The following is a 25,846-nucleotide window of genomic DNA, read 5'->3' as shown; positions in this document are numbered from 1 at the left end:
AAGAAGAGGCACTACGTCGGTGAGGGATGACGTGAGCGACAACTCTGTAGTACTGCGGTACGCGGACGGTGAATACACCTACCCGGTGGTCGAGAGCACCGTCGGCGACAAGGGCTTCGACATCGGGAAGCTCCGGGCCCAGACCGGTCTGGTCACGCTGGACAGCGGTTACGGGAACACCGCCGCCTATAAATCCGCCATCACCTACCTGGACGGCGAGAAGGGCATCCTGCGGTACCGCGGCTACCCCATCGAGCAGCTGGCCGAGCAGTCCACCTTCCTGGAGGTGGCGTACCTGCTGATCAACGGCGAGCTCCCGAAGGCGGACGAGCTCGGCGTCTTCCAGAACGAGGTCACCCAGCACACGCTGGTCCACGAGGACGTCAAGAACTTCTTCCGCGGCTTCCCGCGGGACGCCCACCCGATGGCGATGCTGTCCTCGGTGGTCTCCGCGCTGTCCACCTTCTACCAGGACAGCCACAACCCGTTCGACGAGCGGCAGCGCCACCTGTCCACGATCCGTCTGCTGGCCAAGCTGCCGACGATCGCGGCGTACGCGTACAAGAAGTCCGTCGGCCACCCGTTCGTCTACCCGCGCAACGACCTCGGCTACGTCGAGAACTTCCTGCGGATGACCTTCTCGGTGCCGGCCCAGGACTACGAGCTCGACCCGGTGGTCGTCTCCGCCCTGGACAAGCTGCTGATCCTGCACGCGGACCACGAGCAGAACTGTTCGACCTCGACCGTGCGCCTGGTCGGCTCCTCGCAGGCGAACATGTTCGCCTCGATCTCCGCGGGCATCTCCGCCCTGTGGGGCCCCCTGCACGGCGGCGCCAACCAGTCCGTCCTGGAGATGCTGGAGGGCATCCAGGCCAACGGCGGCGACGTCGACTCGTTCATCACCAAGGTGAAGAACAAGGAGGACGGCGTCCGCCTGATGGGCTTCGGCCACCGGGTGTACAAGTCCTTCGACCCGCGCGCCAAGATCATCAAGGCGGCGGCGCACGATGTCCTCTCCGCGCTCGGCAAGTCCGACGAGCTGCTGGACATCGCCCTGAAGCTGGAGGAGCACGCGCTCTCCGACGACTACTTCGTCTCGCGCAACCTCTACCCGAACGTGGACTTCTACACGGGTCTGATCTACCGCGCCATGGGCTTCCCGACGGAGATGTTCACCGTGCTCTTCGCCCTCGGCCGCCTGCCGGGCTGGATCGCCCAGTGGCACGAGATGATCAAGGAGCCGGGCTCCCGCATCGGCCGCCCGCGCCAGATCTACACGGGCGTCGTCGAGCGCGACTTCGTCCCGGTCGAGGCCCGCTGAGCCTCGGCGCTCTCGCAGCGAAAAGCGCCCCGCCGCCGATCCCCCCACGGGTCGGCGAGCGGGGCGCTTCCCATATCCCCGGTGCGGATTCCCCCCACGGGATCCTGGCCGGGCGTCTGTGCGCGGTCTGCCGGGGAACGTACGTACGGGAGGGCCGCTCAAAGCTCCCCGGTGCACGTGCCCCGGCCAACGCTTGCCTGGGACGTCCCCCAAGACATCCCATGAACGTCCCCCAAGACGTTCTTGGCATCGCCCACTTAGACTCGCGAACAGCCCAGATGGTTACCCCCAAATATCTGTGATCTAGGTCTCTTTGTGAAGGTCTTGTGCGTCACGTGAATGTGAATTCACGTGAACGCCCGGAGTCGCAGGCTGTTGGACACTACGAAAACGGACGAAAAGGCCATGGCGAGGCCCGCGATCATGGGGTTCAGCAGTCCCGCCGCGGCGAGCGGCAGCGCGGCGACGTTGTAGCCGAAGGCCCAGAACAGGTTGCCCCGGATCGTCGCGAGCGTCCGCCGGGAGAGCCGGATCGCGTCGGCCACGACCCGCAGGTCCCCGCGGACGAGGGTCAGGTCGCCGGCCTCGATCGCGGCGTCGGTGCCCGTGCCCATCGCCAGGCCCAGATCCGCCACGGCCAGCGCGGCCGCGTCGTTCACCCCGTCGCCGACCATGGCGACCGTACGGCCCTCGGCCTTCAGCCGCTCGATCACCGCGACCTTCTCCTGCGGCAGCACCTCGGCGATCACCTCGTCGATCCCGACCTCCGCCGCCACGGCCTCGGCGACGGCCCGGTGGTCGCCGGTCAGCAGGACCGGGGTGAGGCCCAGGGCCCGCAGCCGGGCGACCGCCTCCGGGCTGGTCTCCTTGACCGCGTCCGCGACCGTCACCACGCCGCGGGCGACGCCGTCCCAGGCCACCGCGACCGCGGTGCTCGCGTGGTCGTCCGGCAGCGGCGGCGGCGCGATCCCCTCGGCCTCCAACAGGGCCGGGCGGCCGGCCAGGACGCGCCGGCCCTCGACCGTGCCGCGCACGCCGAGGCCGGGCACGCTGACGAAGTCCCGTACCTCCGGCAGGGCGCCCAGGCGGTGCGCCGCGCCGGCCGCGACCGCGCGGGCGACCGGGTGCTCCGAGGCGTGCTCCAGGGCGCCCGCGAGGCGCAGCAGCTCGTTCTCGTCGGTGTCGCCCTCGGGGTACGCCTTGCGCAGTTCCATGCGGCCGGTGGTGACCGTGCCGGTCTTGTCGAGGACGACCGTGTCCACGCGGCGGGTGGACTCCAGCACCTCGGGGCCCTTGATCAGGATGCCGAGCCGGGCGCCGCGGCCGGTGCCGACCATCAGGGCGGTGGGCGTGGCCAGGCCCAGGGCGCAGGGGCAGGCGATGATCAGGACGGCGACGGCGGCGGTGAACGCGGCGGTGGTGCCCGCCCCGGTGCCGAGCCAGTACGCGAGGGTGGCCGCCGCGAGCAGGATCACGACGGGCACGAAGACGGCGGAGATCCGGTCGGCGAGGCGCTGGACCTCGGCCTTGCCGTTCTGCGCGTCCTCGACCAGCCTGGCCATGCGGGCCAGCTGGGTGTCGGCGCCGACGCGGGTGGCCTCCACGACGAGCCGGCCGCCGGCGTTCAGGGTCGCGCCGGTGACGCCGTCGCCCACGGTCACGTCCACGGGGACGGACTCGCCGGTGAGCATCGAGGCGTCGACGGCGGAGGCGCCGTCCACGACCGTGCCGTCCGTGGCGATCTTCTCCCCGGGGCGGACGACGAACCGGTCGCCCACGCGCAGCCGCGTCACCGGGACGCGGACCTCCGCGCCCCCGCGCAGGACGGCCACGTCCTTGGCGCCGAGCTCCATCAGGGCCCGCAGTGCCGCGCCGGCCTTCCGCTTCGCGCGGGCCTCCAGCAGCCGGCCGAGCAGGATGAAGGTCGTGACCCCGGCCGCGACCTCCAGATAGATCGTGGACGCGGCGTCGGCGCGGGAGACGGCGAGGTCGAAGCCGTGCCGCATGCCGGGCATCCCGGCGTCGCCGAGGAACAGCGCCCACAGCGACCAGCCGAAGGCGGCGAGGGTGCCGAGCGAGACGAGCGTGTCCATGGTGGCCGCGCCGTGCCGCGCGTTGGTCCAGGCGGCGCGGTGGAAGGGCAGCCCGCCCCAGACGACGACCGGGGCGGCGAGGGTCAGGCTCAGCCACTGCCAGTGGTCGAACTGCAGGGCGGGGACCATCGCGAGCAGGATCACGGGGGCGGAGAGGACCGCGGAGACGAGGAAGCGGCGCCGGAGGGCGGCGGTCTCGTCGGCGGGTGCGCTGCGCTCCTCGGCGTCGGGTTCCGGTTCCGGTTCCGGCGGCGGGGGAGGTTCGGCGGTGTAGCCGGTCTTCACGACCGTCGCGACCAGGTCGTCGACGGAGACGTCCGCCGGGTGTTCGATCCGTGCCTTCTCCGTCGCGTAGTTGACGGTGGCGGTCACGCCGTCCATCCGGTTGAGCTTCTTCTCCACCCGGGCCGCGCAGGAGGCGCAGGTCATGCCGCCGATGAGCAGCTCGGTGGTGGTGCTGGAGGTCATGTGCCTTCCCGACGCGAACAGGGTCGTACCGTTGCCACGGTACGACCCTGGGGTGCGGAGCGGGCGGACGCCCCGGATGTCAGCCCTGGACGCCGACCAGCTCGTAGCCGGCCTCGTCGACGGCGGCGGCGACGGCGTCACGGTCGAGCGGGGCCTCGGAGACGACGGTGACCCGGCCGGTGGACGCCACGGCGGTGACGGAGGTCACGCCGGGGAGCTCGGAGATCTCGCTGCTCACCGCGCCCTCGCAGTGCCCGCAGGTCATGCCCTTGACCTCGTAGACCGTGGTCACGCCGCCCTCCCGGACCTCGGCCGCGCCGTCGTGGCAGGAGCCGGTGGACGAGCAGCAGGAGCCGGTGGCCTGGGGGAGCTCGGTCTTCGTCTCGGCGGTCATGGCGTTCTCCTCTTTCACGACGGTCTTCCGGGGCGGTGCGGTGGGGTGCCCGGTACGGGCGGGGTGGCGCCCCGTACGGAACACACTCTATACCCCTGGGGGGTATCAATCCAGTCGCGCCCCGGACGAGTTGCGTTCCGGCCATGGTAGATACCCGACATGTCGCATTCGGGGACCCTCATTCTCATCATGTCCATCGGTGTGCTCGCGCCCCTGCTGGCCTTCCTGGCGGGCCGGTGGCTGGCCGTGCCGCTGGTCATCTTCGAGATCGTGCTCGGCATCCTGATCGGCCCCGACGTGCTCGGCTGGGCGCACCCGGACGCGCTCGTCGACGGGCTCTCCGAGCTGGGCCTCGCCATGCTGATCTTCCTCGCCGGGTACGAGATCGAGTTCGGCAAGGTGCGCGGCGACACCCTCACCCGCTCCGTCCGGGCCTGGCTCCTGACCCTCGCCGCCGGCCTCGGGCTCGGCGTCCTGCTCGCCGGCGGGGACTTCCACCAGGGCGTCTACGTCGGCACCGCCCTGACCAGCACCGCGCTCGGCACCGTCCTGCCGGTGCTGCGGGACGCCGGCGAACTGCAGGGGCGGTTCGGATCGGTCGTGATGGCCTTCGGGGCGGTCGGCGAGTTCGGGCCGATCATCGCGATGGCCCTGCTGCTCAGCGGGCGCAGGCCCGCCGAGGCGACCGCGCTGCTCGCGGTGTTCGCCGCGCTCACGGCCTTCGGCGTGTACTGGGCGCTGCGGCCGCGCGCGCCGTGGTTCTCCCGGGTGGTGCGCCGGACCCTGCACACCAGCGGGCAGTTCGCGGTGCGGTTCGTCTTCCTGCTGCTCGCGCTGATGCTGGGGGCGGCGCACGCGCTCGGCCTCGACATGCTGCTCGGCGCGTTCGCGGCGGGTCTGATCACCCGTCTGCTGCTGGACGGCGCCGCGCCGGAGGAGGGGCCGGAGATCCTGGCGAAGGTGGAGGCCGTCGGCTTCGGGTTCCTTGTGCCGCTGTTCTTCGTGGTGACCGGCATCGAGTTCGATCTGGCCTCGCTGCTGGACGGCGGCCGGACGCTGCTGCTCCTGCCCGTGTTCCTGCTGCTGTTCCTGCTCGTGCGCGGCGGGCCGGTCTGGCTGCTCGCGCCGCGCGACCTCGCCCCGCGCAGCCGCGCGGCGCTGGCCCTGTACGGGTCGACCGCGCTCCCGCTGGTCGTCGCGATCGCCGCCATGGGCGTGGACGACGGGGCGCTCGGCGCCGGTGAGGCGGCGGCGCTGGTCGGCGCCGCGATGGTGTCCGTGCTGCTCTTCCCGCTGCTGGCGCTGCGGTGCCGGGCGGGGGCGGGGGCGGGCGCTCAGAGTCCGCCCGGCGAGCGGGTCACGGGCTCGGAGTCGTGGTGAGGGGCGGCGCGAACAGCGGGTCGAGGTAGCGCACGACCGCGCGCTTCAGCTCGGCGACCGTGCCGTCCCGCTCCGGGCCCTCGGGGGCGGCGAGGACCAGGTCGAGTCCGGCCTTGACGATGCCGAGGGTCATCGCGGCGATCCGCCGCCGCTCGCCGTCGTCCAGGGCGGGGGCGATGCTCCGGATCAGCTCGCCGATGCGCGTCAGCATCTGCTCGTGCACCGCCTCGTGCTCCTCGGCGATCCGGCCGGGGACGTCGCCGCTGCCGTGCATGAGGGCGAGGAAGGCGGGGTTGCGGCAGTTGAACTCGATCACCGGCTCCAGCACCGCGTCCACCAGCTCCGGCAGCGGAAGGCGCAGGTCGACGCGGTCGAAGGCCAGCCCCTGTGTCGCGCGCATCTCCTGCAGCAGGCGGTCGCCGAGCTCGACGGCGATCGCCTCCTTGTTGGGGAAGTACTGGTAGAGCGTGCCGGGGGAGACCTTCGCCTCGCGGGCGATGGCGTTGGTGCTGGCCGCCGCGTACCCGGTCCGGCAGAAGACGCTCGCGGCGGCCTGCAGGAGCTGCGCGATGCGGCGCTCGCCGCGCGCCTGCCGGCGGCGCGGCGCGGGTTCCTCGGACATGGCTGTCCCCAGCTTTCGTGACGCGTTTGACAAACACGAGTGGTCGCTCGCATTCTTGAGAAACGCGAGCGAGCTCTCGTGTTTGCCAGTCTATGGCAAGGGGCGACCCCTGCTGCCTGCCCGGAAGCGGGCGCACGGGTCTCGGTGAAGGGGACACCGCGTCATGGCCGAAGTCAAGAATTCCGCTCCGCAGGGGGGCGGGGTGTGGATGCGGTTCGTCGCCGCCCGGCCCCGGCTGACGCTGCTGGTCGCGCTGGTGCTCACGGCCCTGGCGGTGCTCGCCGGGAGCGGGGTGGCCGACCGCATGGGCAGCGGCGGCTGGCAGGACCCGGACGCGGAGTCCACGTACGCGACGGAGGTGCTGGAGCGCGCGTTCCCGGCCTCCCAGCCCAATCTGCTCCTGCTCGTCGACGCCGGGAAGGCCGGGGTGGACGCCCCGGCGGTGGCCGCCGAGGCGGCCCGGCTCGCCGAGCGGCTCGACGCGGAGCCGGGCGTCACGGGCGTCGGCTCGTACTGGTCGGTGAAGTCCCCGGCGCTGCGCGCGAAGGACGGGCGCGAGGCCGTGATAGCCGCCCGGATCGAGGGCGACGAGAAGACCGCCGGCGAGACCCTGGAGCGGATCGCGCCCGCGTTCCGGGGCGCGCACGGGCCGGTGGAGGTGTCGGTCGGCGGACCGGTGGCCGTGCAGCACGAGATGCAGACGATCATCCAGGAGGACCTGCTGCGGGCCGAGCTGATCGCCCTGCCGATCACGCTGGTGCTGCTGGTCATGGTCTTCGGCAGCGCGGTCGCGGCCCTGCTGCCGCTGGCCGTCGGCATCGTCGCGATACTCGGGACGAACGCGGTCCTGCGCGGGCTCACGGAGTTCACCGACGTCTCCGTCTTCGCGATGAACCTGACCACCGCCCTCGGCCTCGGTCTGGCCATCGACTACGCGCTGTTCATCGTCCGCCGGTTCCGGGAGGAGCTGGAGGCCGGGGCCGACACGCGGACGGCGGTGGCGACGACGCTGCGCACGGCGGGGCGGACGGTGCTGTTCTCCGCGCTGACCGTCGCCGTCTCGCTGGCCGGGATGATGGTGTTCCCGCAGTACTTCCTGCGCTCCTTCGCGTACGCGGGCCTCGCCGTGGTGCTGCTGGCCGCGGCCGCCGCGCTGACCCTGCTGCCCGCCGCGCTCCTCCTGCTCGGCGAGCGGGTCAACGCGTGGGACCTGCGCAAGGCGTTCCGCCGCCGGGGCCGCGGGGAGGCCGGGACGGCCGCGGCGGCCGGAACCGGGGCCGGGGCCGGAACCGGAGCCGGGAAGGCCGTGGGGGCGGGCTGGGCGCGGGCGGCGACGCTGGTGATGCGCCGGGCGCCGCTGTTCGCGGTGGGCACGGTCGTCGGCCTGGTCCTGCTCGGACTGCCCTTCCTGAACGTGGCGTTCGGCACCGCGGACGACCGGCAGCTGCCGGCCACCTCCGAGTCGAGGGTCGTCCAGGACACCCTGCGGCACGACTTCCCCGGCAGCCCCGGGGGCGCGCTCACGGTCCTCGCCGAGGGCCGGGCCACGCCCGCCCAGTACGCCGCCTACCGGGACCGGATCGACGGGCTGCCGGGCGTGGTCCGGGTGGACGGGCCGCTGGTCCGGGGCACGGACGCGTACTTCACCGTGCTGGCGGAGGGCGAGGCCGTCGGGCCCCGCGCCAAGGCCCTCGTCGGCGAACTGCGCGCCGCGCCGGCCCCCTTCGACACCTCCGTGACCGGCACGGCCGCGGTCCTCACCGACTCCCAGGACGCGATAGCCGAGCGGCTGCCCTGGGCGCTGGCGATCGTCGTGGTGGTCACGCTGCTGCTGGTCTTCCTGCTCACCGGGAGCGTGCTCATACCGGTCCAGGCCGTGCTGCTCAACGCGCTCAGCCTGACGGCGATGTTCGGCGCGATGGTGTGGGTGTTCCAGGACGGCCATCTGTCCGGACTGCTGGGCTTCACCCCGACCGGCGACATCGAGACCACCCTGCCGGTGCTGATGTTCTGCGTGGCCTTCGGACTGTCCATGGACTACGGGGTGTTCCTGCTCTCCCGGATCAAGGAGGAGTACGACGCGAGCGGCGACCACGAGCGGTCCGTCCGGTTCGGGCTGAGCCGCACGGGCGGGCTGATCACGGCCGCCGCGGTGATCCTGGCGGTGGTGATGGTGGCGATCGGGACCTCGCGGGTGACCAACACCAAGATGCTCGGCCTCGGACTCGCCCTGGCCGTGCTCATGGACGCGATGGTGGTGCGCAGTCTGCTGGTGCCCTCGGTGATGAAGCTGACCGGCCGGCTCACCTGGTGGGCCCCCGGCCCGCTGCGCCGGCTGCACGACCGCTTCGGCATCAGCGAGAGCGGGGAGCCGGCGGCCGCGCCCGCGGCGGCGCGGGCCGCCGGGAGCGCGGAGGACCGGGAGAAGGAGCCGGTGGGGACCTGAGGCCCCCACGGGCTCCCGCGAAGATCAGGCGCGGCGGCTCCGGTTGCCGGGACGGTTGGCCACCCAGGTGCGGATCGTGTCCACGTACCAGTAGGGCTTGCCGTTCTCCACCTGGTCGGGCGGCGGGAGCAGTCCGTGCTTCCGGTAGGAGCGGACCGTGTCCGGCTGCACGCGGATGTGCGCGGCGATGTCCTTGTACGACCAGAGCCTTCTGTCCGTCATGTGCGGCACCTCCCTGCGCGCGGCGCAGCTGCGGCCGGGGGGTGCCGTCGGGGGAGCTGCGTCGCGTGCGTTGGCGATCACTGAGCCTGTGCCCCGTGAACGACGGCTCCCTTCGGGGGGAGAGCGCCTGTCGAGCGGCTGTGACGGAAGGCCCGCGTAACGGAGACATGTGTGACGAGGGAGGAACGGACGTGACAAAAGTGACGCGCGGTCAGAGGGAGCCCTACGGGACCCGGATACGGGGTCGCCGTCAGGCCCCGCAGGAGCGCAGGAAGCGGCGGGTCCGCTCGGCGATCGGGTAGGGCTTGTCCGGCGGGCAGGGGTACATGTCCTGCTCGACGATCGCGAACAGCTCCACGCCCAGCGCCTGGGCCGCCGCGAGCACCGGCTCCAGGGCCGGCACCCCGGCGGGCGGCTCGCACATCACGCCCTGCGCCACCGCCGGGCCGAACGGCACCTCGTCGGCGACCACACGGGCCAGCACCTCCGGGTCGACCTGCTTGAGATGGAGGTAGCCGATCCGCTCGCCGTAGGTCTCGATCAGCTTGACGCTGTCCCCGCCGCAGTACGCGTAGTGGCCGGTGTCCAGGCAGAGCGCGACCACGTCGGGGTCGGTGGCGTCCAGGAAACGGGCCACGTTCTCCTCGGAGTCGAGATGCGTGTCCGCGTGCGGGTGGACGACGATCCGCAGTCCGTACCGGTCCCGGACCTCCCGGCCCAGACGCTCCGTCAGCGCGGTCAGATCGCGCCACTGCCCCGGGGTGAGGACGCGGTCCTCCAGGACCGCGCCGGTCCGGTCGTCCCGCCAGAACGACGGGATCACCACGAGGTGTTCCGCGCCCATCGCCTGCGCCAGCGCCGCGTTGTCGGCGACATGCGCCCAGGTGCGGTCCCAGACCGCGGGGCCGTGGTGCAGCGAGGTGAAGACCGTGCCGGCCGAGACCCTGAGCCCGCGCCGCGCGGTCTCCTCGGTGAGCCGCGCCGGATCGGTGGGCAGATAGCCGTACGGGCCGAGTTCGATCCACGCGTACCCGGCCCGCGCGACCTCGTCGAGAAAGCGTTCCCACGGGACTTGGCGGGGATCGTCGGGGAACCACACCCCCCAGGAGTCGGGGGCGGAGCCGATCCGGATGCGGGACAGGGAGGGCCGGGGGGTCCGGGGGGACGACTGCGGGGACGACAGCGGAGGCGTCGGCGTCATGCGGCTCAGCTTGGCCGGGGCCCGGAGAGGGGTCAAGACATTCGTCCGAATGTCCGGACAAAATGTTGACACGGGTACGGGCCGGGACTAGATCTGGTGCCGGGCCACACGAGAGGCGGCGTGCATGCAGCGGCAGGACGACCCGTACGACGTGATCACCATGGGGCGCATCGGTGTGGACCTCTACCCCCTGCGGACCGGGGTCCCGCTCGCCGACGTGGACACCTTCGGCAAGTTCCTCGGCGGCTCGGCCACCAACGTCGCGGTCGCCGCCGCCCGGCTCGGCCGGCGCACCGCCGTCGTGACCCGCACCGGCGCGGACCCGTTCGGCGACTACCTCCACCGCGAACTGCGCGCCTTCGGCGTCGACGACCGCTGGGTCACGCCCGTCGACGGACTGCCCACGCCGATCACCTTCTGCGAACTCTTCCCGCCCGACGACTTCCCGCTCCACTTCTACCGCCGCCCCCAGGCCCCCGACCTGGAGATCCGCGCCGAGGAGCTCGACCTCGACGCCATCGCGCGGGCCCGGATCTTCTGGATGACCGGCACCGGCCTGAGCGCCGAGCCCAGCCGCGGCGCCACCCTGGAGGCCCTGCGCGCCCGGGCCCGCGGCGCGGGGGAGGGGCGGCACACCGTCTTCGACCTCGACTGGCGGCCCATGCTCTGGCCGGACCCCGACCCGGACGAGGTGCGCCGGCACTACCGCGAGGCCCTGCGGTACGCCACCGTCGCCGTCGGCAACCTGGAGGAGTGCGCCCTCGCCACCGGCGCGCACGAACCCCACGAGGCCGCCCGCGCCCTGCTCGCCGCCGGCGTCCGGCTCGCCGTCGTCAAACAGGGCCCCAAGGGCGTCCTCGCGCTCGCCGCCGACGGCGAGAGCGCCGACGTGCCGCCGGTCCCCGTGGACGTCGTCAACGGCCTGGGCGCCGGGGACGCCTTCGGCGGCGCCCTCTGCCACGGCCTGCTCGCGCACCGCCCCCTCGACCGCGTCCTGCGCTACGCCAACGCCGCCGGCGCCCTCGTCGCCGCCCGCCTCGCCTGTTCCTCGGCCATGCCGTACCACGAGGAGATCGAGCAGGTCCTGGCCGACGGCGCCGTCGCCCCGGGGCCCGCCGACGACCTCGCCGGCCCGCCCGCCGCCCCCTGAGAGGCACCATGGACACGACCGGCTCCGACCTCCATCTGCCCGCCGGGACCACCGCCGAGGCCCCGTACACGCTGCGCGTCGACCCCGAGCGGGCCGGCTGGACGTACTGCGCCCTGCGGACCCTCCGCCTCGGCCCCGGCGGCGGTCTCGCCCTCGACAGCGGGGAGTTCGAGTGGATCGTGCTTCCGCTGGCCGGCGGCGGTACCGTGCAGGTGGACGGTGAGCGCTTCCAACTGCGGGGCCGCAGCGGCGTGTTCGACGGAGTCAGCGACTTCGCCTATGTGCCCAGGGACACCCGCGCGCTGATCGCCTCCGGTGCGGGAGGCCGCTTCGCCCTGGCAGGAGCGAGGTGCGAGCGACGACTCCCCGCCCGCTACGGCCCCGCGCCGGAGGTACCCGTCGAGACCCGCGGCAGCGGCGCCACCACCCGGGAGGTCCGGGGCTTCGCCGCCGCCGACGCGTTCGCCTGCGACCGGCTGATCGCCGTCGAGGTGGTCACCCCCGGCGGTCACTGGTCCTCCTACCCGCCCCACAAGCACGACGAGCACCTCCCCGGCGCGGAGTCCGAACTGGAGGAGATCTACTACTACGAGATCGACCGGGACGGCCTCGGCTACCAGCGCGTCTCCCCGTCCCGCCCCGGCGGCGCCGACCTGCTCGCCGAGGTCCGCACGGGTGACGTCGTCCTCGTCCCGGACGGCTGGCACGGCCCGTCGATCGCCCAGCCCGGCCACAGCATGTACTACCTGAACGTGATGGCGGGCCCCGGCGCCGAGCGGGAGTGGCGGATCCGCTTCCACCCCGACCACACGGAGGGCTACCGATGACCGTCGAGCGGCTGACCGTCGCCCAGGCCCTGGTGCGCTTCCTGGCCCGCCAGTACACCGAGCGGGACGGCGTCCGGCACCGGCTGATCGCCGCGACCTGGGGCATCTTCGGCCACGGCAACGTCGCCGGGGTGGGGCAGGCGCTCGTCGAGTACGCCGACGACATGCCGTACCTCCAGGGCCGCAACGAACAGGCCATGGTCCACGCGGCCGTCGGCTACGCCCGCCAGTGCGGCCGGCTCTCCGCCCACGCCGTCACCACCTCCATCGGCCCCGGCGCGACCAACCTCGTCACCGGCGCCGCGCTCGCCACCGTCAACCGGCTGCCCGTCCTGCTGCTCCCCGGCGACGTCTTCGCCGGCCGGCCCGCCGACCCGGTGCTCCAGCAGCTCGAAGTCCCGTACGCCGGCGACGTGTCCGTCAACGACTGCCTGCGCCCCGTCTCGAAGTACTTCGACCGGATCACCCGCCCCGACGCGCTGATCCCCGCCGCGCTCGCCGCGGTGCGCACCCTCACCGACCCGGCCGAGACCGGCGCGGTGACCCTCGCCCTGCCGCAGGACGTGCAGGCCGAGGCGTACGACTGGCCCGCCGAGTTCTTCGCCGAGCGCGTCTGGCGGGTACGCCGCCCCCAGCCCGACGAGGCCGAACTCGCCGCCGCCGCCCAGGCGGTCCGGGACGCGACGCGGCCGCTGATCGTCGCCGGCGGAGGGGTGAAGCACAGCGCCGCCGGGACCGCGCTGGGCGTGTTCGCCGCCGCCACCGGCATCCCCGTCGCCGCCACCCAGGCCGGCAAGGGCGCCCTGCCCCACGGCCACCCCTCCGACGTCGGCGGCATCGGCCACACCGGCACCGCCGTCGCCGACCATCTCGCCCGCACCGCCGACCTGGTCATCGGCGTCGGCACCCGCCACACCGACTTCACCACCGCCTCCGGCACCCTCTTCGCCCGCCCCGGCGTCCGCTTCGTCAACCTCAACATCACCGGCTTCGACGCCCACAAGCTCGCCGCCCTGCCGCTGGTCGCCGACGCCCGCGCCGGCCTGGAACGCCTGCACGCCGCACTGGAAGGCCACGGCGTCCCGGCCGCGTACGAGCACGAGTACCGCGCCGAGCGCGCCCGCTGGGAGGCGCGGGTCTCCGCCGCGTACGCCGCCGGCCGCGACGACGCCCGGCCCACCCAGCCGCAGGTGCTCGGCGTGCTCGACGGCCTGGTCACCGCGGACGACATCCTGATCAACGCCGCCGGCTCGCTCCCCGGCGACCTGCACAAGCTCTGGCGCGCCCGCTCCGCCGACCAGTACCACGTCGAGTACGGCTACTCCTGCATGGGCTACGAGATCCCGGCGGCGATCGGCGTGGCCCTCGCCGCGCCCGGCCGGCCCGTCTGGGCGCTGGTCGGCGACGGGACGTACCTGATGAATCCGACCGAGATCGTCACGGCGGTCCAGGAGGACCTGCCGATCAAGCTGGTGATCCTGCAGAACCACGGCTACGCCTCCATCGGCTCCCTCTCCGAGTCGGTCGGCGCCGAGCGGTACGGCACCGCCTACCGCTTCCGGGCCGCCGACCGCACCTACACCGGGCCCCCGCTCCCCGTCGACCTCGCCGCCAACGCGGCCTCCCTCGGGATGCGGGTCGTGACCGCCCGCACCATCGGTGACCTGCGGGAAGCCCTCGCCGACGCGCGTGCCGCGACCGTCCCCACATGTGTCTACGTCGAGACCGAAACGGCAGACACAGTGTCGGGCGCGCCCCCGGCCGAGGCGTGGTGGGATGTGCCCGTGGCCGAGACCGCCACCCGCCCGTCGGCGGTCAAGGCACGGGAGCAGTACGACCGGCACGTCACAGCCCGACGCCGCCATCTGTGAAGGAGTTACCGTCATGACGAAGTCCGTCCACCACTGGATCGGTGGCAAGAGCGTCGAGGGCACGTCGGGCAACTGGGGCCCGGTCACCGACCCGGCCACCGGTGCCGTGACCACGCGGGTGGCGCTCGCCTCCGTCGACGAGGTCGACGCGGCGGTGGCCTCGGCGAAGGCCGCGTTCGCGACGTGGGGCCAGTCCTCCCTGGCGCAGCGCACCACCGTGCTGTTCAAGTTCCGCGCGCTGCTCGACGCCAACCGCGACGCGATCGCCGAGCTGATCGTCGCCGAGCACGGCAAGGTGCACTCCGACGCGCTCGGCGAGGTCGCCCGCGGCCTGGAGATCGTCGACCTGGCCTGCGGCATCACCACCCAGCTCAAGGGCGAGCTGTCCACCCAGGTCTCGAACCGGGTCGACGTCGCCGCGATCCGCCAGCCGGTCGGCGTCGTCGCCGGCATCACGCCGTTCAACTTCCCGGCGATGGTGCCGATGTGGATGTTCCCGCTGGCCATCGCCTGCGGCAACACCTTCGTCCTCAAGCCCAGCGAGAAGGACCCCTCGCCGTCCCTGAAGATCGCCGAGCTGCTCGCCGAGGCGGGCCTGCCGGACGGCGTGTTCAACGTCGTGCACGGCGACAAGGTGGCCGTCGACCGGCTCCTGGAGCACCCGGACGTGTCCGCGATCTCCTTCGTCGGCTCCACCCCGATCGCCCGCTACATCCACACCACCGCCTCCGCCAATGGCAAGCGGGTCCAGGCCCTCGGCGGCGCCAAGAACCACATGCTGGTGCTGCCCGACGCGGACCTCGACGCGGCCGCCGACGCGGCGGTCTCCGCGGCGTACGGCTCGGCCGGCGAGCGCTGCATGGCGATCTCGGCGGTCGTCGCGGTCGGCGCCGTCGGCGACGAACTGGTCGACAAGATCCGCGAGCGGGCCGAGAAGATCAAGATCGGCCCCGGCACCGACCCGACCTCCGAGATGGGCCCGCTGATCACCAAGGTCCACCGCGACAAGGTCGCCTCGTACGTGCACGGCGCCGCGGCCCAGGGCGCCGAAGTGGTCCTGGACGGCACGGGCTACACCGTCGAGGGCTACGAGGACGGCCACTGGATCGGCCTGTCTCTGCTGGACAAGGTCTCCACCGACGCGGACGCCTACCGCGACGAGATCTTCGGCCCGGTGCTGTGCGTGCTGCGCGCCGACACCTACGAGGAGGGCCTCGCCCTCATCAACGCCTCGCCGTTCGGCAACGGCACCGCGATCTTCACCCGCGACGGCGGCGCGGCCCGCCGCTTCCAGCTGGAGGTCGAGGCCGGCATGGTCGGCGTGAACGTGCCGATCCCGGTGCCGGTGGGCTACCACTCCTTCGGCGGCTGGAAGGACTCGCTCTTCGGCGACCACCACATCTACGGCAACGACGGCGTCCACTTCTACACTCGCGGCAAGGTCGTCACCACCCGCTGGCCGGACCCGTCCGAGGCCCCGGCGGGCGTCGACCTGGGCTTCCCGCGCAACCACTGAGCCCCGTCCCCGCCCGGGGAGACGTCCACGGCCCGCACGGCATGTCCGCCGTGCGGGCCGTTCCGTTCGCCCGTACGACTGCTGTGGGCGGCCGTGTCGATGCGGACCGCTCCCTCCGGTTATGGATCAGCGCGCAAGAACGCATGTCCATGATCGAAAGGAATGCCGATGGCGAGGCTTCGTCCCCGGGCCGGTTCGAGGCGAGGGAGGGTGGCCGCGAGCGGCTCGGTCGCCGTGCTGCTCCTGGGAAGCGTCGTCGGGCTCAATGCCGCGCCCGCGCACGCCGGGCAGCCCCTCTGCCTGGGCCGCACGGCCACGATCGTGATCACCACGCCGGGCGTGACCACCGAGGGCACGTCCGGTGCGGACGTGATCGTCGGCACCTCGGGCTCGGACACCATCCACGGCCTGGGCGGCAACGACCGGGTCTGCAGCCTGGGCGGCAACGACTTCGTCAGCGGCGGGCCCGGCAACGACCGGCTCGACGGCGGCACCGAGAACGACATCCTCACCGGCGACGTCCGCAACGTGAGCGGCAACGCCTCGGGCGGCGGGAACGACGAGCTGTCCGGCGGCGAGGGGGCCGACATCCTGGTCGGCGACAGCTTCGGGACCCCGGGCCACGGCTCGGGCGGCGGGAACGACCGTCTGGACGGCGGCGCGGGCGCGGACTCCCTGATCGGCGACAGCGCGGGCTCGACCGCCTCCGGGGGCGGCCGGGACACGCTGATCGGCGGCGACGCCGACGACGACATGGTCGGCGACTCGCGCGCGCTGGAGGGCGACGCGGAGGGCGCGGGCGACGACACGCTCCTCGGCGGCGCCGGCGCGAACGACTTCCTGATCGGCGACAGCGACGCCACCGCGAACGCGAACGGGAACGGCGGCGACGACCTGGTGAACGGCGGCGCCGACGGCGGGCTCCTGATCGGCGACCACAACATCCGCGCCGCCACCGGCGGTTACGCGACCGGATCGGGCCGCGACCACCTCATCGGGGGCTCCGGGACGGACATCATGGTCGGCGAGAGCTCGGTCGTCGACGCCAACCTCGGCTCCGCGAGCGGCGACCGGATCGAGGGCAACGGCGGCGACGACCGGATCTTCGGCGACAACACGAACTACGAGATCTCCGCCACGGTCGGCACCGCCGGCGGCCCCGACGACCTGCGGGCCGGGGACGGCGCCGACACCCTGCGGGCCGGCCCCGGCGAGGACGACCTGGACGGCGGCGCCGGCGGCCCCGACACCTGCGACGGCGAAGGGGGCGACGACACCGCCACCCAGGCCTGCGAGACGACGCCGAACGTCCCGTGACCCGGGGCCGGCGGCTCAGTACCGGGTGTAGAGGAGCCGGTTCGGGGAGCCCGTGAGGGCGTTCTGGACCTTGTCCGGGGTGGCGTTGTCCACCAGCGCGGCGCCGACCTGGGCCGGGGTGGCCGTCGGGTGGCCGGCCAGGTGGAGGGCTGCGGCGCCGGCGGTGTGCGGCGAGGCCATGCTCGTACCGGAGATGGTGTTCGTGGCCCCGTCGCCGTCCTTCCACGCGGAGGTGACGTTCACGCCCGGGGCGAACAGGTCGACGCAGCGGCCGTAGTTGGAGAAGGAGGCGCGGCGGTCGGAGCTGTCCGTCGCGCCGACGGTGAGGGCCTCGGGCACGCGGGCCGGGGAGTAGTTGCAGGCGTTCGCGGGCAGGCCGAGCAGCGGCAGCCCGTTGCCGGCGGCCACCGCGTACGTCACGCCCGAGGCGATCGAGCGCTTCACCGCGTCGTCCAGCGAGGCGTTGGCGCTGCCGCCGAGGCTCATGTTGGCCACGGCCGGCTTCTGCGCGTTCGCGGTCACCCAGTCCACGCCCGCGATCACGCCGGCCGTGGTGCCGGAGCCGTCGCAGCCCAGCACCCGGACGGCCACCAGCTTCACGCCCTTGGCGACGCCGTACTTCGCGCCGCCGACGGTGCCCGCCACGTGGGTGCCGTGGCCCTGGCAGTCCTGCCCGTTCTGCCCGTCGCCGACGGTGTCGGTGCCGACCGAGGCGCGGCCGCCGAACTCGCCGTGCGAGGTGCGGATGCCGGTGTCGATGATGTACGCCGTCACGTTCGAGGCCGTGGCGCCGTACGTGTACGTCGTCGATAGCGGCAGGTCCCGCTGGTCGACGCGGTCCAGGCCCCAGGTCGCGCCGGGCTGGGTGTCGGTCATGCGGACGGTGGAGTTCTGCTCCACGTACTTCACCCGCGGGTCGGCGGACAGCCGGGCGGCACGGGCCCGCGACAGGGTGGCCGAGAAGCCCTGGAGGACGGAGCGGTACTCGTGCTCGGGCGTGACGCCCAGGTCGGCGGCGCGCGTCGCGCCGTCCTTGAGGACGACGATCCAGCTGTTCTCGACGGCCACCGCCTCCGGCGCGAGCCGCAGCTCGCCGACCGTCGCGCTCTGCGCGGCGGGGGAGGCGGCGAACTGGAGGCCGCCCACCAGCGCGACGACCGGTATCAGCGCGCCGAGGCGGCGGAACCGGCGGGTTCGTGAAGTCATGAAAGGGGCCCTGACCTTTCGTCGTCCGAACGGGGGTGCCACAGAGTCTCTTGTTGTCATGTGCTGCACAAGGGGGTCACACGTGACGTCCACATACCGCGGCCGGTGTACGCGGAACCTCCGCGTACGCCTCAAGGAGGCCGCCCGGTTCCGCCTGACGGGCCGCGCCTCGGGCCGCTACGGCGCTTAGGGTTTGCGGCATGAAGCTCCGACTTCCCCGCTGGACCGCGGTGCCCGCCGTCCTCGCCCTGCTGGCGGGCGGCGGGACCTGGGCCGCCGTCGCCTCGGACCAGCCGCCGCCCGTGCACCGCGCCGACCGGGTCCTCGACGTGCCCGGGGCACGGATCGACACCTCGTACTTCACCGGCGGCGGCGACGGCCGCCGCCCCGCCGTGCTCCTCGGCCACGGCTTCGGCGGCAGCAAGGACGACGTGCGCGCCCAGGCCGAGCAGCTCGCCCGCGACGGGTACGCCGTCCTCACCTGGTCCGCCCGCGGCTTCGGCCGGTCCACCGGGCGGATCGGCCTCAACGACCCCGCCCACGAGGTCCAGGACGTCCGCCGGCTGATCGACTGGCTGGCCGCGCGCCCCGAGGTGCGGCTCGACAAGAAGGGCGACCCGCGGGTCGGCATCGCCGGCGCCTCGTACGGCGGCGCGATCGCACTGCTCGCCGCCGGTCACGACACCCGCGTGGACGCCGTCGCCCCTGCGATCACGTACTGGAACCTCGCCGACGCCCTCTTCCCGAACGGCGTGTTCAAGAAGCTCTGGGCCGGGATCTTCTTCTCCACCGGGTCCACGGCGACGGCCCCCGGCGGGCCGCCCGGCGCGGCCGGCCGGCCCGGCGCCGCCCCCTCCGCCTGCGGCCGCTTCACCGACGAGCTCTGCGCCCTCTACCAGCGCGTCGCCGTCGGCGGAAGGCCGGACGCCGCCGCCCGCGCGCTCCTGGAGGCCCGCAGCCCCTCCGCCGTCGGCGCCCGGATCAAGGTCCCGGCGCTGATCGTCCAGGGCCGGGCCGACTCGCTGTTCCCGCTGTCCCACGCCGACGCCATGGCCCGCACCATCGCCGCCAACGGCGCGCCGGTCGCCGTCGACTGGATCGCCGGCGGCCACGACGGCGGCGACCGCGAGACCGCGCGCGTCGAGTCCCGGGTGCGCGCCTGGTTCGACCGCCACCTCAAGGGCGACACCGGCGCCGACACCGGCCCCGCCTTCCGGGTCAGCCGCTCCGGCGGCGTCGACTCCACCGACGGGCAGGCCACCCTGCGCGGCGCCACCGCCGACCGCTACCCCGGCCTCGCCGCCGGCGCCCGCGCGATCGACCTCGCCGGCCCGCCGCAGACCTTCGCCAACCCGGCCGGCGCCAGCCCGCCCGCCCTCTCCGCCGTCCCCGGCGTCGGCGGCGCGCTCGGCTCCTTCTCCTCCCTCGGCGTCGGACTCTCCCTCGACTTCCCCGGCCAGTTCGCCGCCTTCGACTCCCGCCCGCTGACCGCCCCGCTGCGGATCACCGGCGCGCCGACCGTGCGCCTGCGGGTGGCCTCCGACTCCGGCGAGGCCGTGCTGTTCGGCAAGGTGTACGACGTCGGGCCGGACGGCCGGCAGCAGGTGCTGCCCGCCCAGCTCGTCGTCCCCGTCCGCGTCGAGGGCGCCAAGGAGGGCCGGACCGTCGACCTGACGCTGCCGGCCGTGGACCACGAGGTCGCCGCCGGGCACCGGCTGCGCCTGGTGCTCGCCGCCACCGACCTCGGCTACGCCTCGCCCGTCGCCCCGGCCGCGTACACCGTCGCCCCGCAGGGCGCGCTCACCGTGCCCACCGCCCCGGCCGTGCGCACCGAGGCGGCCGCCCTGCCCTGGTGGGTCTGGGGCCTGCCCGCGGCCGGTGCGCTGATCGCCGCCGTCCTGCTGCTCACCGCCCGCCGGCGCACCGCCGCCCCCGCCCCGGACCCCGAACTGGCCTCCGTGCCCCTGCAGATCACCGGCCTGACGAAGAAGTACGCGGGCGCCGCCGACCGGTACGCCGTGCGGGACCTCTCCTTCCGCGTCGAGCAGGGCCAGGTGCTCGGACTGCTCGGCCCCAACGGGGCCGGCAAGACCACCACCCTGCGGATGCTGATGGGCCTGATCACCCCCGACGCCGGGGAGATCAGGGTGTTCGGGCAGGCGATCCGTCCCGGCGCTCCCGTCCTGTCCCGGGTCGGCGCCTTCGTCGAGGGGGCGGGCTTCCTGCCGCACCTGAGCGGCCGGGACAACCTGGAGCTGTACTGGAAGGCCACCGGCCGGCCCGCCGAGGACGCGCACATCGAGGAGGCGCTGCGCATCGCCGGCCTCGGCGACGCCCTCGCCCGCGCGGTGCGCACCTACTCCCAGGGCATGCGGCAGCGGCTCGCCATCGCCCAGGCCATGCTCGGCCTGCCGGACCTGCTCATCCTCGACGAGCCGACCAACGGGCTCGACCCGCCGCAGATCCGCGAGATGCGGGACGTGATGATCCGGTACGCGGCCGGGGGCCGGACCGTCATCGTCTCCAGCCACCTCCTGTCGGAGGTGGAGCAGTCCTGCACCCATCTCGTGGTCATGGACCGCGGCCGGCTCGTGCAGGCCGGGCCGGTCGGGGAGATCACCGGCGCCGGTGACACCCTGCTCGTCACCGTCGCCGGGGACCTGCCCGAGCCGCTCGTCGAGAAGATCGGCGCGCTGCCCGGCGTCGGCTCCGCGGCCCGGACCGAGGGCGGCGTCCTCGTCCGGCTCGACGGCGCCGCGCCCACCGCCCTGATCGGCGAACTCGTCCGCCTGGACGTGCCGCTGACCGGGGTCGGCCCGCACCGCCGGCTCGAGGACGCGTTCCTCACCCTGATCGGAGGAGACTCCGCATGACCGCCCCCACCACCGCTCCGCCCGGGGCCGCCGCCCCGGCGGGGACCGCGCCCGGCTATCGGCCCGGGCGCACGCTGCCGCTGCGCGTGGAGGCCCTGCGCCAGCTCAAGCGCCGCCGCACCTATGTGATGGCCGGGCTGCTGGCCGCCCTGCCGTTCGTGCTCGCCCTCGCCTTCTGGATCGGCGGCGGGCCGGACGGCCGGGGCAACAACCGGATCACCCTGATGGACACCGCGACCGCGTCCGGCGCCAACTTCGCCGCGACCTGCCTGTTCGTCTCGGCCGGCTTCCTGCTCGTGGTGCCCGTGGCGCTGTTCTGCGGCGACACCGTGGCCTCCGAGGCCAGCTGGTCCTCGCTGCGCTACCTCCTCGCCGCGCCGGTCCCGCGGGCCCGGCTGCTCTGGTCGAAGCTGGCCGTGGGCCTGGCGTTCAGTGCGGCGGCGATGGTGCTGTTGCCGCTGGTCGCCCTGGCCGTCGGCACCGCCGCGTACGGCTGGGGTCCGCTGCAGCTGCCGACCGGGGGAGCGCTGCCCGCCGGGGACGCCGTGCCCCGGCTGGCGCTGGCCGTCGGCTTCGTGTTCGTCTCCCAACTCGTCACCGCCGGGCTCGCCTTCTGGCTGTCCACCCGCACCGACGCGCCCCTGGGCGCGGTCGGCGGCGCGGTCGGGCTGACCATCATCGGCAACGTCCTGGACGCGGTGACCGCCCTGGGCGACTGGCGCGAGTTCCTGCCGGCGCACTGGCAGTTCGCCTGGGCCGACGCGCTCCAGCCGCAGCTGGAGTGGGGCGGCATGGCCAAGGGGGCGGCGGTCTCGGTGACGTACGCGCTGATCCTGGTCGCGCTCGCCTTCCGCGGCTTCGCCCGCAAGGACATCGTGTCCTGACCGCCCGGCAGGACGCCCCGGCGTTCACAGCCACCCCCGACGAGCCGCTTCCGCACCCGCCCGGAAGCGGCTCGTCGTGCCGAGGGCGCTCAGCAGCTCGCCCACCCGTCTGCTGTACGTCCGCGGCGACATGCCCAGCCGGGCGGCGGCCGCCTCGTCGGTCTGGCCGGCGAGCAGCGCCTCCAGCACCGGCCGGAGCTGCGGGGACAGCTCCTGGGGCGCGACGGCGGCCCCCGGTAGCTCCTCGCCCGCCTCCCAGGTGGCGCAGTGCGTCCGGACCAGGGCCTGGACGACCACCGGGTCGCGGATCAGCAGCAGCCCGTTGTAGAGCAGTTCGAGATCGAGCGGGACGGCCGCCACCCGCCGGTCCACCACGATCATCTTGAACGGGATCGACCGGGCGACCCGGGCGCGGCCCGCCCGGACCGCCCCGACGACGTGCGGCAGCGCGTGCCGGGGCACGATCCGCCGCACGGATCCGGCCCGCTGCGTCGCGGTCCGCATGCACGCTCCTGCCAGATCCAGGAACGGCCCGGGGATCGCACGGCCCGCGGAGGCGGCCGGATCGTCGAAGGTCAGCAGTTCGTGCCGCGCGGAACCGGCGAGTCCGGCCAGTGCGGCGCTGACCTGCCGCATCCCGCGCACGGGCCGCCCGGCCGGCCGCAGCGCCGCCGGCGGACCGCTCCGCGCACCCGCGCCCTCGCGCGCGGAGACGCCCGTCGTCGCCGTCCTTCCGAGCACGGAACCCGCCCAGTCCGCCACCGTGACCACCCCGCGCAGAAATCGGTGTGCGCCACTCCATGTACTCATGCGACTGCGGACCGTGACAAGACCTGGCCGGGAGGATGGCGAGTCCCTGCCACGGCACGCGGCCGTTGCCGCATTGAGATCCTTCCGCAACTCCTTCGTCCGATCCCGCGGGCCGTCTCGCACGTCACATTCACAAGTGCCGTACACCGAGGGGGAGATGTCATGAACCGACGCACGAGGCGGGCCTGCGCCGCCGGACTCCTGGCCGCCGGCCTGCTGGTGAGCGGCTGCAGCGGCGGTGCCGTCAACCACGACACCGCTGCGGGCAGCAAGGCCCGACGGCCCGGCGGCGCGCCCGGCGCGCCCGCGGCCCCCGGCGCCCCCGACGCCGTACGCGGCGACTCCGCGGCCGAGGGGGAGCAGCGCGCGCCGGCCCCCGACTACCTGTCCACCTTCGCGCTGGACGTCGACACCGCCTCGTACGGCTACGCCCGCCGCACCCTCGCGGAGGGCCGGCTGCCCGCGCCGGACACCGTGCGGCCCGAGGAGTTCGTCAACAGCTTCCGCCCCGACTACCCGCGCCCGGAGGGCGACGGCTTCAGCGTGACCGTCGACGGCGCGCGCACCACCGCCGAGGGCTGGTCGCTGGTCCGCGTCGGGCTGGCCACCCGCGCCGCCGACCGGCGCGGTCCGCGCCCGCCGGCCGCGCTGACCTTCGTCGTCGACATCTCCGGCTCGATGGCCGAGACCGGCCGCCTCGACCTGGTCAAGGAGTCCCTCGGGGTGCTCGCCGGCCAGCTCCGCGACGACGACTCGATCGCCCTGGTCACCTTCAGCGACGAGGCCGAGACCCGGCTGCCGATGACCCGGGTCGGCGGGGCGCGCGACCGCATCCGCGAGGTGGTCGCCGGCCTGGAGACCACCTCGTCCACCAACGTGGAGGCGGGCGTCCGCACGGGCTACGACGTGGCCGTCGAGGGCCGCCGCAAGGGCGCCACCAACCGGGTCGTGCTGCTCTCCGACGCGCTCGCCAACACCGGCGACACCGACGCCGACTCGATCCTGCGCCGCATCGACGAGTCCCGCCGCTCGTACGGCATCACCCTCTTCGGGGTCGGCGTCGGCAGCGACTACGGCGACGCGTTCATGGAGCGGCTCGCCGACAAGGGCGACGGCCACACCACCTACGTCTCCGACTCCGCGCAGGCCCGCAAGGTCTTCGTCGACCAGCTCCCCGCCCATGTCGAGCTGCGCGCCCGGGACGCCAAGGCGCAGGTCGCCTTCGACCCGCGGACCGTGGAGAAGTTCCGGCTGATCGGCTACGAGAACCGGGAGGTCGCCGACGAGGACTTCCGCGACGACCGGGTGGACGGCGGCGAGGTCGGCGCGGGCCACACGGTCACCGCGCTGTACGCGGTCAAGGTCCGCCCCGGCCGCTCCGGGCGCCTGGCGACCGCGACCGTCCGCTGGCTGGACCCGCGGACCCGGGAGCCGCATGAGCGGACCGGCGCGGCGGACACCGGGGCGCTGGCCGCCTCCGTGTGGGGCGGCGGGCACGACAGCCTGCAGCTGACGGCGATCGCCGCGTACTTCGCGGACCGGCTGCGCGGCGGCGAGCTGCCGGGCGCGCCCGGGTACGCGGAGCTGGCCGCGAAGGCCGGGGCGCTGGCGGAGCGGGCGGAGTCCCGGTCGGTGCGGGAGCTCGCCGAGGCGATCCGGCAGGCCGACCGGCTCGGGCACTGAGGGGGTGCCGCGTCAATTCGCGGGCGGGGTGGGTGACGGTCCGTCATGATGGGCCCATGCCCACCCTGTTGCTCGCCCTCGCCGTCGGTTGCACCGGGCTCTACGCCGGCTTCATGCTCATCTTCCTGACCGGGATCATGCCCGCCCTGGCCCGGCTCACGGACGCGGAGTTCGTGGCCGCGATGCGGCGAATCAACGAGTACGTGCCGAAGGCGGTGTTCCTGGCCGTCTTCCTCGGGATCGTGGTGTTCCCGGCGGCCGCGCTGTTCGTCCCGGTCGACGGGCGCTCCGACGCGCAGAAGTGGCTGATCCTCGCCGGTCTGGTCTGCGTGGTCCTCAACCACCTGGTCACCCTCGGCGGCAACATCCCGCTGAACAACGCGCTGGCGGCCTCGGAGGGCGGTGCGGGCGACGAGCCCGCCGCCGTCCGGGCCGCCTTCGAACGCCGCTGGAACGCCTTCCACCGCGTCCGCACCCTGCTGGTCACGGCAGGGTTCGGCCTCCTGATCGCGGCCTCGCTGACCTAAAGTCCCGGCCCCGTCCCCGGCAGGGCGGCGACCGTGGTGATCGCGGTGAACAGCAGCTCGCCGTCCTGCCGTCCGCTCACCGACACCAGGCTCTCCGAGGTCCCCGGCAGGTCCACCGCCTGGTCGATCTCGATCCAGACCGGGCTGCCGAACTCGGCGTACCGGTGGTAGGCGCTGTCCATCGCGACCGGGACGATCTCCCGGCCCCGGGGCACGCGGCTGTGCACCGCCTGCCGGGCCGCCTCCAGGAGCACCATGCCGGGGATGTGGTCGCCGGGGTGGTCGAAGAGCACCGGGTGGGCGGTGTTCACCCGCAGCTTCCAGCGGCCGCCCGCCTCCCCGGCGCCCTCGGGGGACAGGACCACGTCGAACGCGTCGCGGCGGCCGACCGTTCCGGGCTCGACGGGCACCGGCAGCGGGCCGGGCGCGGACGCCGCGGCGTCCAGCCGCTCGGCGCGCAGCCGCCGGTAGACCTCCGGGCTGGTGCAGGTGTAGCGGGCGTCGCCGGTGGCGAGGACGCGGCCGTTCTCGCTGACCGTCACCTCGTACGAGAGCCCCGTCAGCCGGCCCGCCCGCCGGCGTATGTCCGTGCAGGTCACGTCGAGCCGCAGGTCCGCCGGCGCGGCGCCGACGGCCATGAGGGCGGGCGTCACGCGGTAGTTGAGCTCCCACATGAGGAACTGGTGGCCCAGCGGCACGCCGAAGCCGGCGTGCGCGAGCAGCGCGCCGACCTGGCGGATCGTCTCGGCCGCCATCATCGGGTCGTAGTGGCCGCCGAGCGGGCCGAAGAAGGTGTGCGTCCGGGGCCACTGGGCGCCGAGCGTGAAGCGGGCCTCGTCGTGGCGGGTCCAGTCGGCGGTCAGGAAGACCTCCGCGAGCGCGGCCCGGTGCACGTACTGGCGCGGGGCCGTCGAGGTCAGGGGCGGCACCACGGTGTCCGCCGGGGTCTCGGACGGTGCGGACGTCTGGAGCATGGGCGATCCCCTCGGCCTTCGTCGTTGAGGTCGGGCTACCGGCTGGGCCGGAAGTTACGAA

20 protein-coding genes are annotated in these 25,846 nt (G+C 73.8%); 12 read left to right on the top strand and 8 right to left on the bottom strand.

Annotated elements, in window-relative coordinates; all coding sequences use genetic code 11:
- Window positions 1–31: 31 nt before the first annotated feature.
- Complete coding sequence (locus tag ACNJ93_RS10780; protein WP_418957160.1) at window positions 32–1,321, top strand: citrate synthase; 1,290 nt, start codon at window positions 32–34, stop codon at window positions 1,319–1,321.
- Window positions 1,322–1,668: 347 nt separating this feature from the next.
- Here ACNJ93_RS10780 and ACNJ93_RS10775 read toward each other — a convergent pair whose 3' ends face one another.
- Both ACNJ93_RS10775 and ACNJ93_RS10770 read right to left on the bottom strand, forming a co-directional pair.
- Window positions 1,669–3,882, bottom strand: a complete 2,214-nt coding sequence (locus ACNJ93_RS10775) for a heavy metal translocating P-type ATPase (protein WP_418957159.1) — start codon at window positions 3,880–3,882, stop codon at window positions 1,669–1,671.
- A 79-nt stretch (window positions 3,883–3,961) separates the two neighbouring features.
- On the bottom strand, window positions 3,962–4,276 hold the full coding sequence (locus ACNJ93_RS10770; protein ID WP_418957158.1) for a heavy-metal-associated domain-containing protein: 315 nt from the start codon (window positions 4,274–4,276) through the stop codon (window positions 3,962–3,964).
- Window positions 4,277–4,435: 159 nt separating this feature from the next.
- Between ACNJ93_RS10770 and ACNJ93_RS10765 the strand changes: the two genes are divergently transcribed.
- Window positions 4,436–5,656, top strand: coding sequence for a cation:proton antiporter (locus tag ACNJ93_RS10765; RefSeq protein WP_418957157.1), 1,221 nt, complete (start codon window positions 4,436–4,438; stop codon window positions 5,654–5,656).
- Here the strand turns inward: ACNJ93_RS10765 and ACNJ93_RS10760 are convergent.
- Window positions 5,634–6,278, bottom strand: coding sequence for a TetR/AcrR family transcriptional regulator (locus tag ACNJ93_RS10760; RefSeq protein ID WP_418957156.1), 645 nt, complete (start codon window positions 6,276–6,278; stop codon window positions 5,634–5,636). The two genes, ACNJ93_RS10765 and ACNJ93_RS10760, sit on opposite strands and share 23 nt — an antisense overlap.
- A gap of 163 nt (window positions 6,279–6,441) precedes the next feature.
- Here ACNJ93_RS10760 and ACNJ93_RS10755 point away from each other — a divergent pair, with 163 nt between their 5' ends.
- Window positions 6,442–8,724 (top strand): MMPL family transporter, encoded by a 2,283-nt coding sequence (locus ACNJ93_RS10755; protein ID WP_418957155.1) that lies wholly within the window; start codon window positions 6,442–6,444, stop codon window positions 8,722–8,724.
- A gap of 24 nt (window positions 8,725–8,748) precedes the next feature.
- On the opposite strand, the gene ACNJ93_RS10750 is transcribed toward ACNJ93_RS10755, so the two are convergent.
- Both ACNJ93_RS10750 and ACNJ93_RS10745 read right to left on the bottom strand, forming a co-directional pair.
- Window positions 8,749–8,955 (bottom strand): helix-turn-helix transcriptional regulator, encoded by a 207-nt coding sequence (locus ACNJ93_RS10750; protein WP_418957154.1) that lies wholly within the window; start codon window positions 8,953–8,955, stop codon window positions 8,749–8,751.
- Between the two features lie 241 nt (window positions 8,956–9,196).
- Window positions 9,197–10,147, bottom strand: coding sequence for a sugar phosphate isomerase/epimerase family protein (locus ACNJ93_RS10745; protein WP_418957153.1), 951 nt, complete (start codon window positions 10,145–10,147; stop codon window positions 9,197–9,199).
- Window positions 10,148–10,271: 124 nt separating this feature from the next.
- On the opposite strand from ACNJ93_RS10745, the gene iolC reads away from it, so the two are divergent.
- The 5 genes from iolC to ACNJ93_RS10720 all read left to right on the top strand — a co-directional run bounded on the left by iolC (window position 10,272) and on the right by ACNJ93_RS10720 (window position 16,828).
- Window positions 10,272–11,297: a 5-dehydro-2-deoxygluconokinase gene (gene iolC, locus ACNJ93_RS10740; protein WP_418957152.1), complete on the top strand. Its 1,026-nt coding sequence runs from the start codon at window positions 10,272–10,274 to the stop codon at window positions 11,295–11,297.
- Between the two features lie 8 nt (window positions 11,298–11,305).
- Window positions 11,306–12,124 (top strand): 5-deoxy-glucuronate isomerase, encoded by an 819-nt coding sequence (gene iolB, locus ACNJ93_RS10735; protein WP_418957151.1) that lies wholly within the window; start codon window positions 11,306–11,308, stop codon window positions 12,122–12,124.
- Complete coding sequence (gene iolD / locus ACNJ93_RS10730) at window positions 12,121–13,995, top strand: 3D-(3,5/4)-trihydroxycyclohexane-1,2-dione acylhydrolase (decyclizing) (protein ID WP_418957150.1); 1,875 nt, start codon at window positions 12,121–12,123, stop codon at window positions 13,993–13,995. Before iolB ends, iolD begins: the two co-directional genes overlap by 4 nt.
- 13 nt (window positions 13,996–14,008) lie before the next feature.
- A complete protein-coding gene (mmsA, locus tag ACNJ93_RS10725) occupies window positions 14,009–15,511 on the top strand; it encodes a CoA-acylating methylmalonate-semialdehyde dehydrogenase (protein ID WP_418957149.1) in 1,503 nt (500 codons plus the stop codon).
- 210 nt (window positions 15,512–15,721) lie between these two features.
- Window positions 15,722–16,828 (top strand): calcium-binding protein, encoded by a 1,107-nt coding sequence (locus tag ACNJ93_RS10720; RefSeq protein WP_418957148.1) that lies wholly within the window; start codon window positions 15,722–15,724, stop codon window positions 16,826–16,828.
- Window positions 16,829–16,843: 15 nt separating this feature from the next.
- Here the strand turns inward: ACNJ93_RS10720 and ACNJ93_RS10715 are convergent, their stop codons facing one another.
- The gene (locus ACNJ93_RS10715; RefSeq protein ID WP_418957147.1) at window positions 16,844–18,034 is read right to left on the bottom strand and encodes a S8 family peptidase; all 1,191 of its coding nucleotides are present in this window, start codon (window positions 18,032–18,034) and stop codon (window positions 16,844–16,846) included.
- Between the two features lie 200 nt (window positions 18,035–18,234).
- On the opposite strand from ACNJ93_RS10715, the gene ACNJ93_RS10710 reads away from it, so the two are divergent.
- On the top strand, window positions 18,235–20,907 hold the full coding sequence (locus tag ACNJ93_RS10710) for an alpha/beta fold hydrolase (RefSeq protein WP_418957146.1): 2,673 nt from the start codon (window positions 18,235–18,237) through the stop codon (window positions 20,905–20,907).
- A complete protein-coding gene (locus ACNJ93_RS10705) occupies window positions 20,904–21,791 on the top strand; it encodes an ABC transporter permease (protein WP_418957145.1) in 888 nt (295 codons plus the stop codon). The genes ACNJ93_RS10710 and ACNJ93_RS10705 overlap by 4 nt, the downstream gene beginning before the upstream one ends.
- Window positions 21,792–21,815: 24 nt before the next feature.
- Here the strand turns inward: ACNJ93_RS10705 and ACNJ93_RS10700 are convergent, their stop codons facing one another.
- Window positions 21,816–22,601 carry a DNA-binding response regulator gene (locus tag ACNJ93_RS10700; protein ID WP_418957144.1) on the bottom strand — a complete coding sequence of 262 codons (786 nt, stop codon included), beginning with the start codon at window positions 22,599–22,601 and terminating at the stop codon, window positions 21,816–21,818.
- A 162-nt stretch (window positions 22,602–22,763) separates the two neighbouring features.
- On the opposite strand from ACNJ93_RS10700, the gene ACNJ93_RS10695 reads away from it, so the two are divergent.
- Both ACNJ93_RS10695 and ACNJ93_RS10690 read left to right on the top strand, forming a co-directional pair.
- On the top strand, window positions 22,764–24,284 hold the full coding sequence (locus ACNJ93_RS10695) for a YfbK domain-containing protein (RefSeq protein WP_418957143.1): 1,521 nt from the start codon (window positions 22,764–22,766) through the stop codon (window positions 24,282–24,284).
- A gap of 56 nt (window positions 24,285–24,340) precedes the next feature.
- Entirely contained in the window at window positions 24,341–24,811 is a 471-nt protein-coding gene (locus ACNJ93_RS10690) for a DUF1772 domain-containing protein (RefSeq protein WP_418957142.1), read from the top strand.
- Here the strand turns inward: ACNJ93_RS10690 and ACNJ93_RS10685 are convergent.
- Window positions 24,808–25,785 (bottom strand): ScbA/BarX family gamma-butyrolactone biosynthesis protein, encoded by a 978-nt coding sequence (locus ACNJ93_RS10685; protein ID WP_418957141.1) that lies wholly within the window; start codon window positions 25,783–25,785, stop codon window positions 24,808–24,810. The two genes, ACNJ93_RS10690 and ACNJ93_RS10685, sit on opposite strands and share 4 nt — an antisense overlap.
- Between the last annotated feature and the right edge of the window lie 61 nt (window positions 25,786–25,846).

The organism is Streptomyces tritici (genome assembly GCF_048500665.1).
Classification (GTDB): Bacteria; Actinomycetota; Actinomycetes; order Streptomycetales; family Streptomycetaceae; genus Streptomyces; species Streptomyces tritici.
Note: the sequence above shows the minus strand (reverse complement) of the source record. Positions and strands in the feature narration are given on the sequence as shown.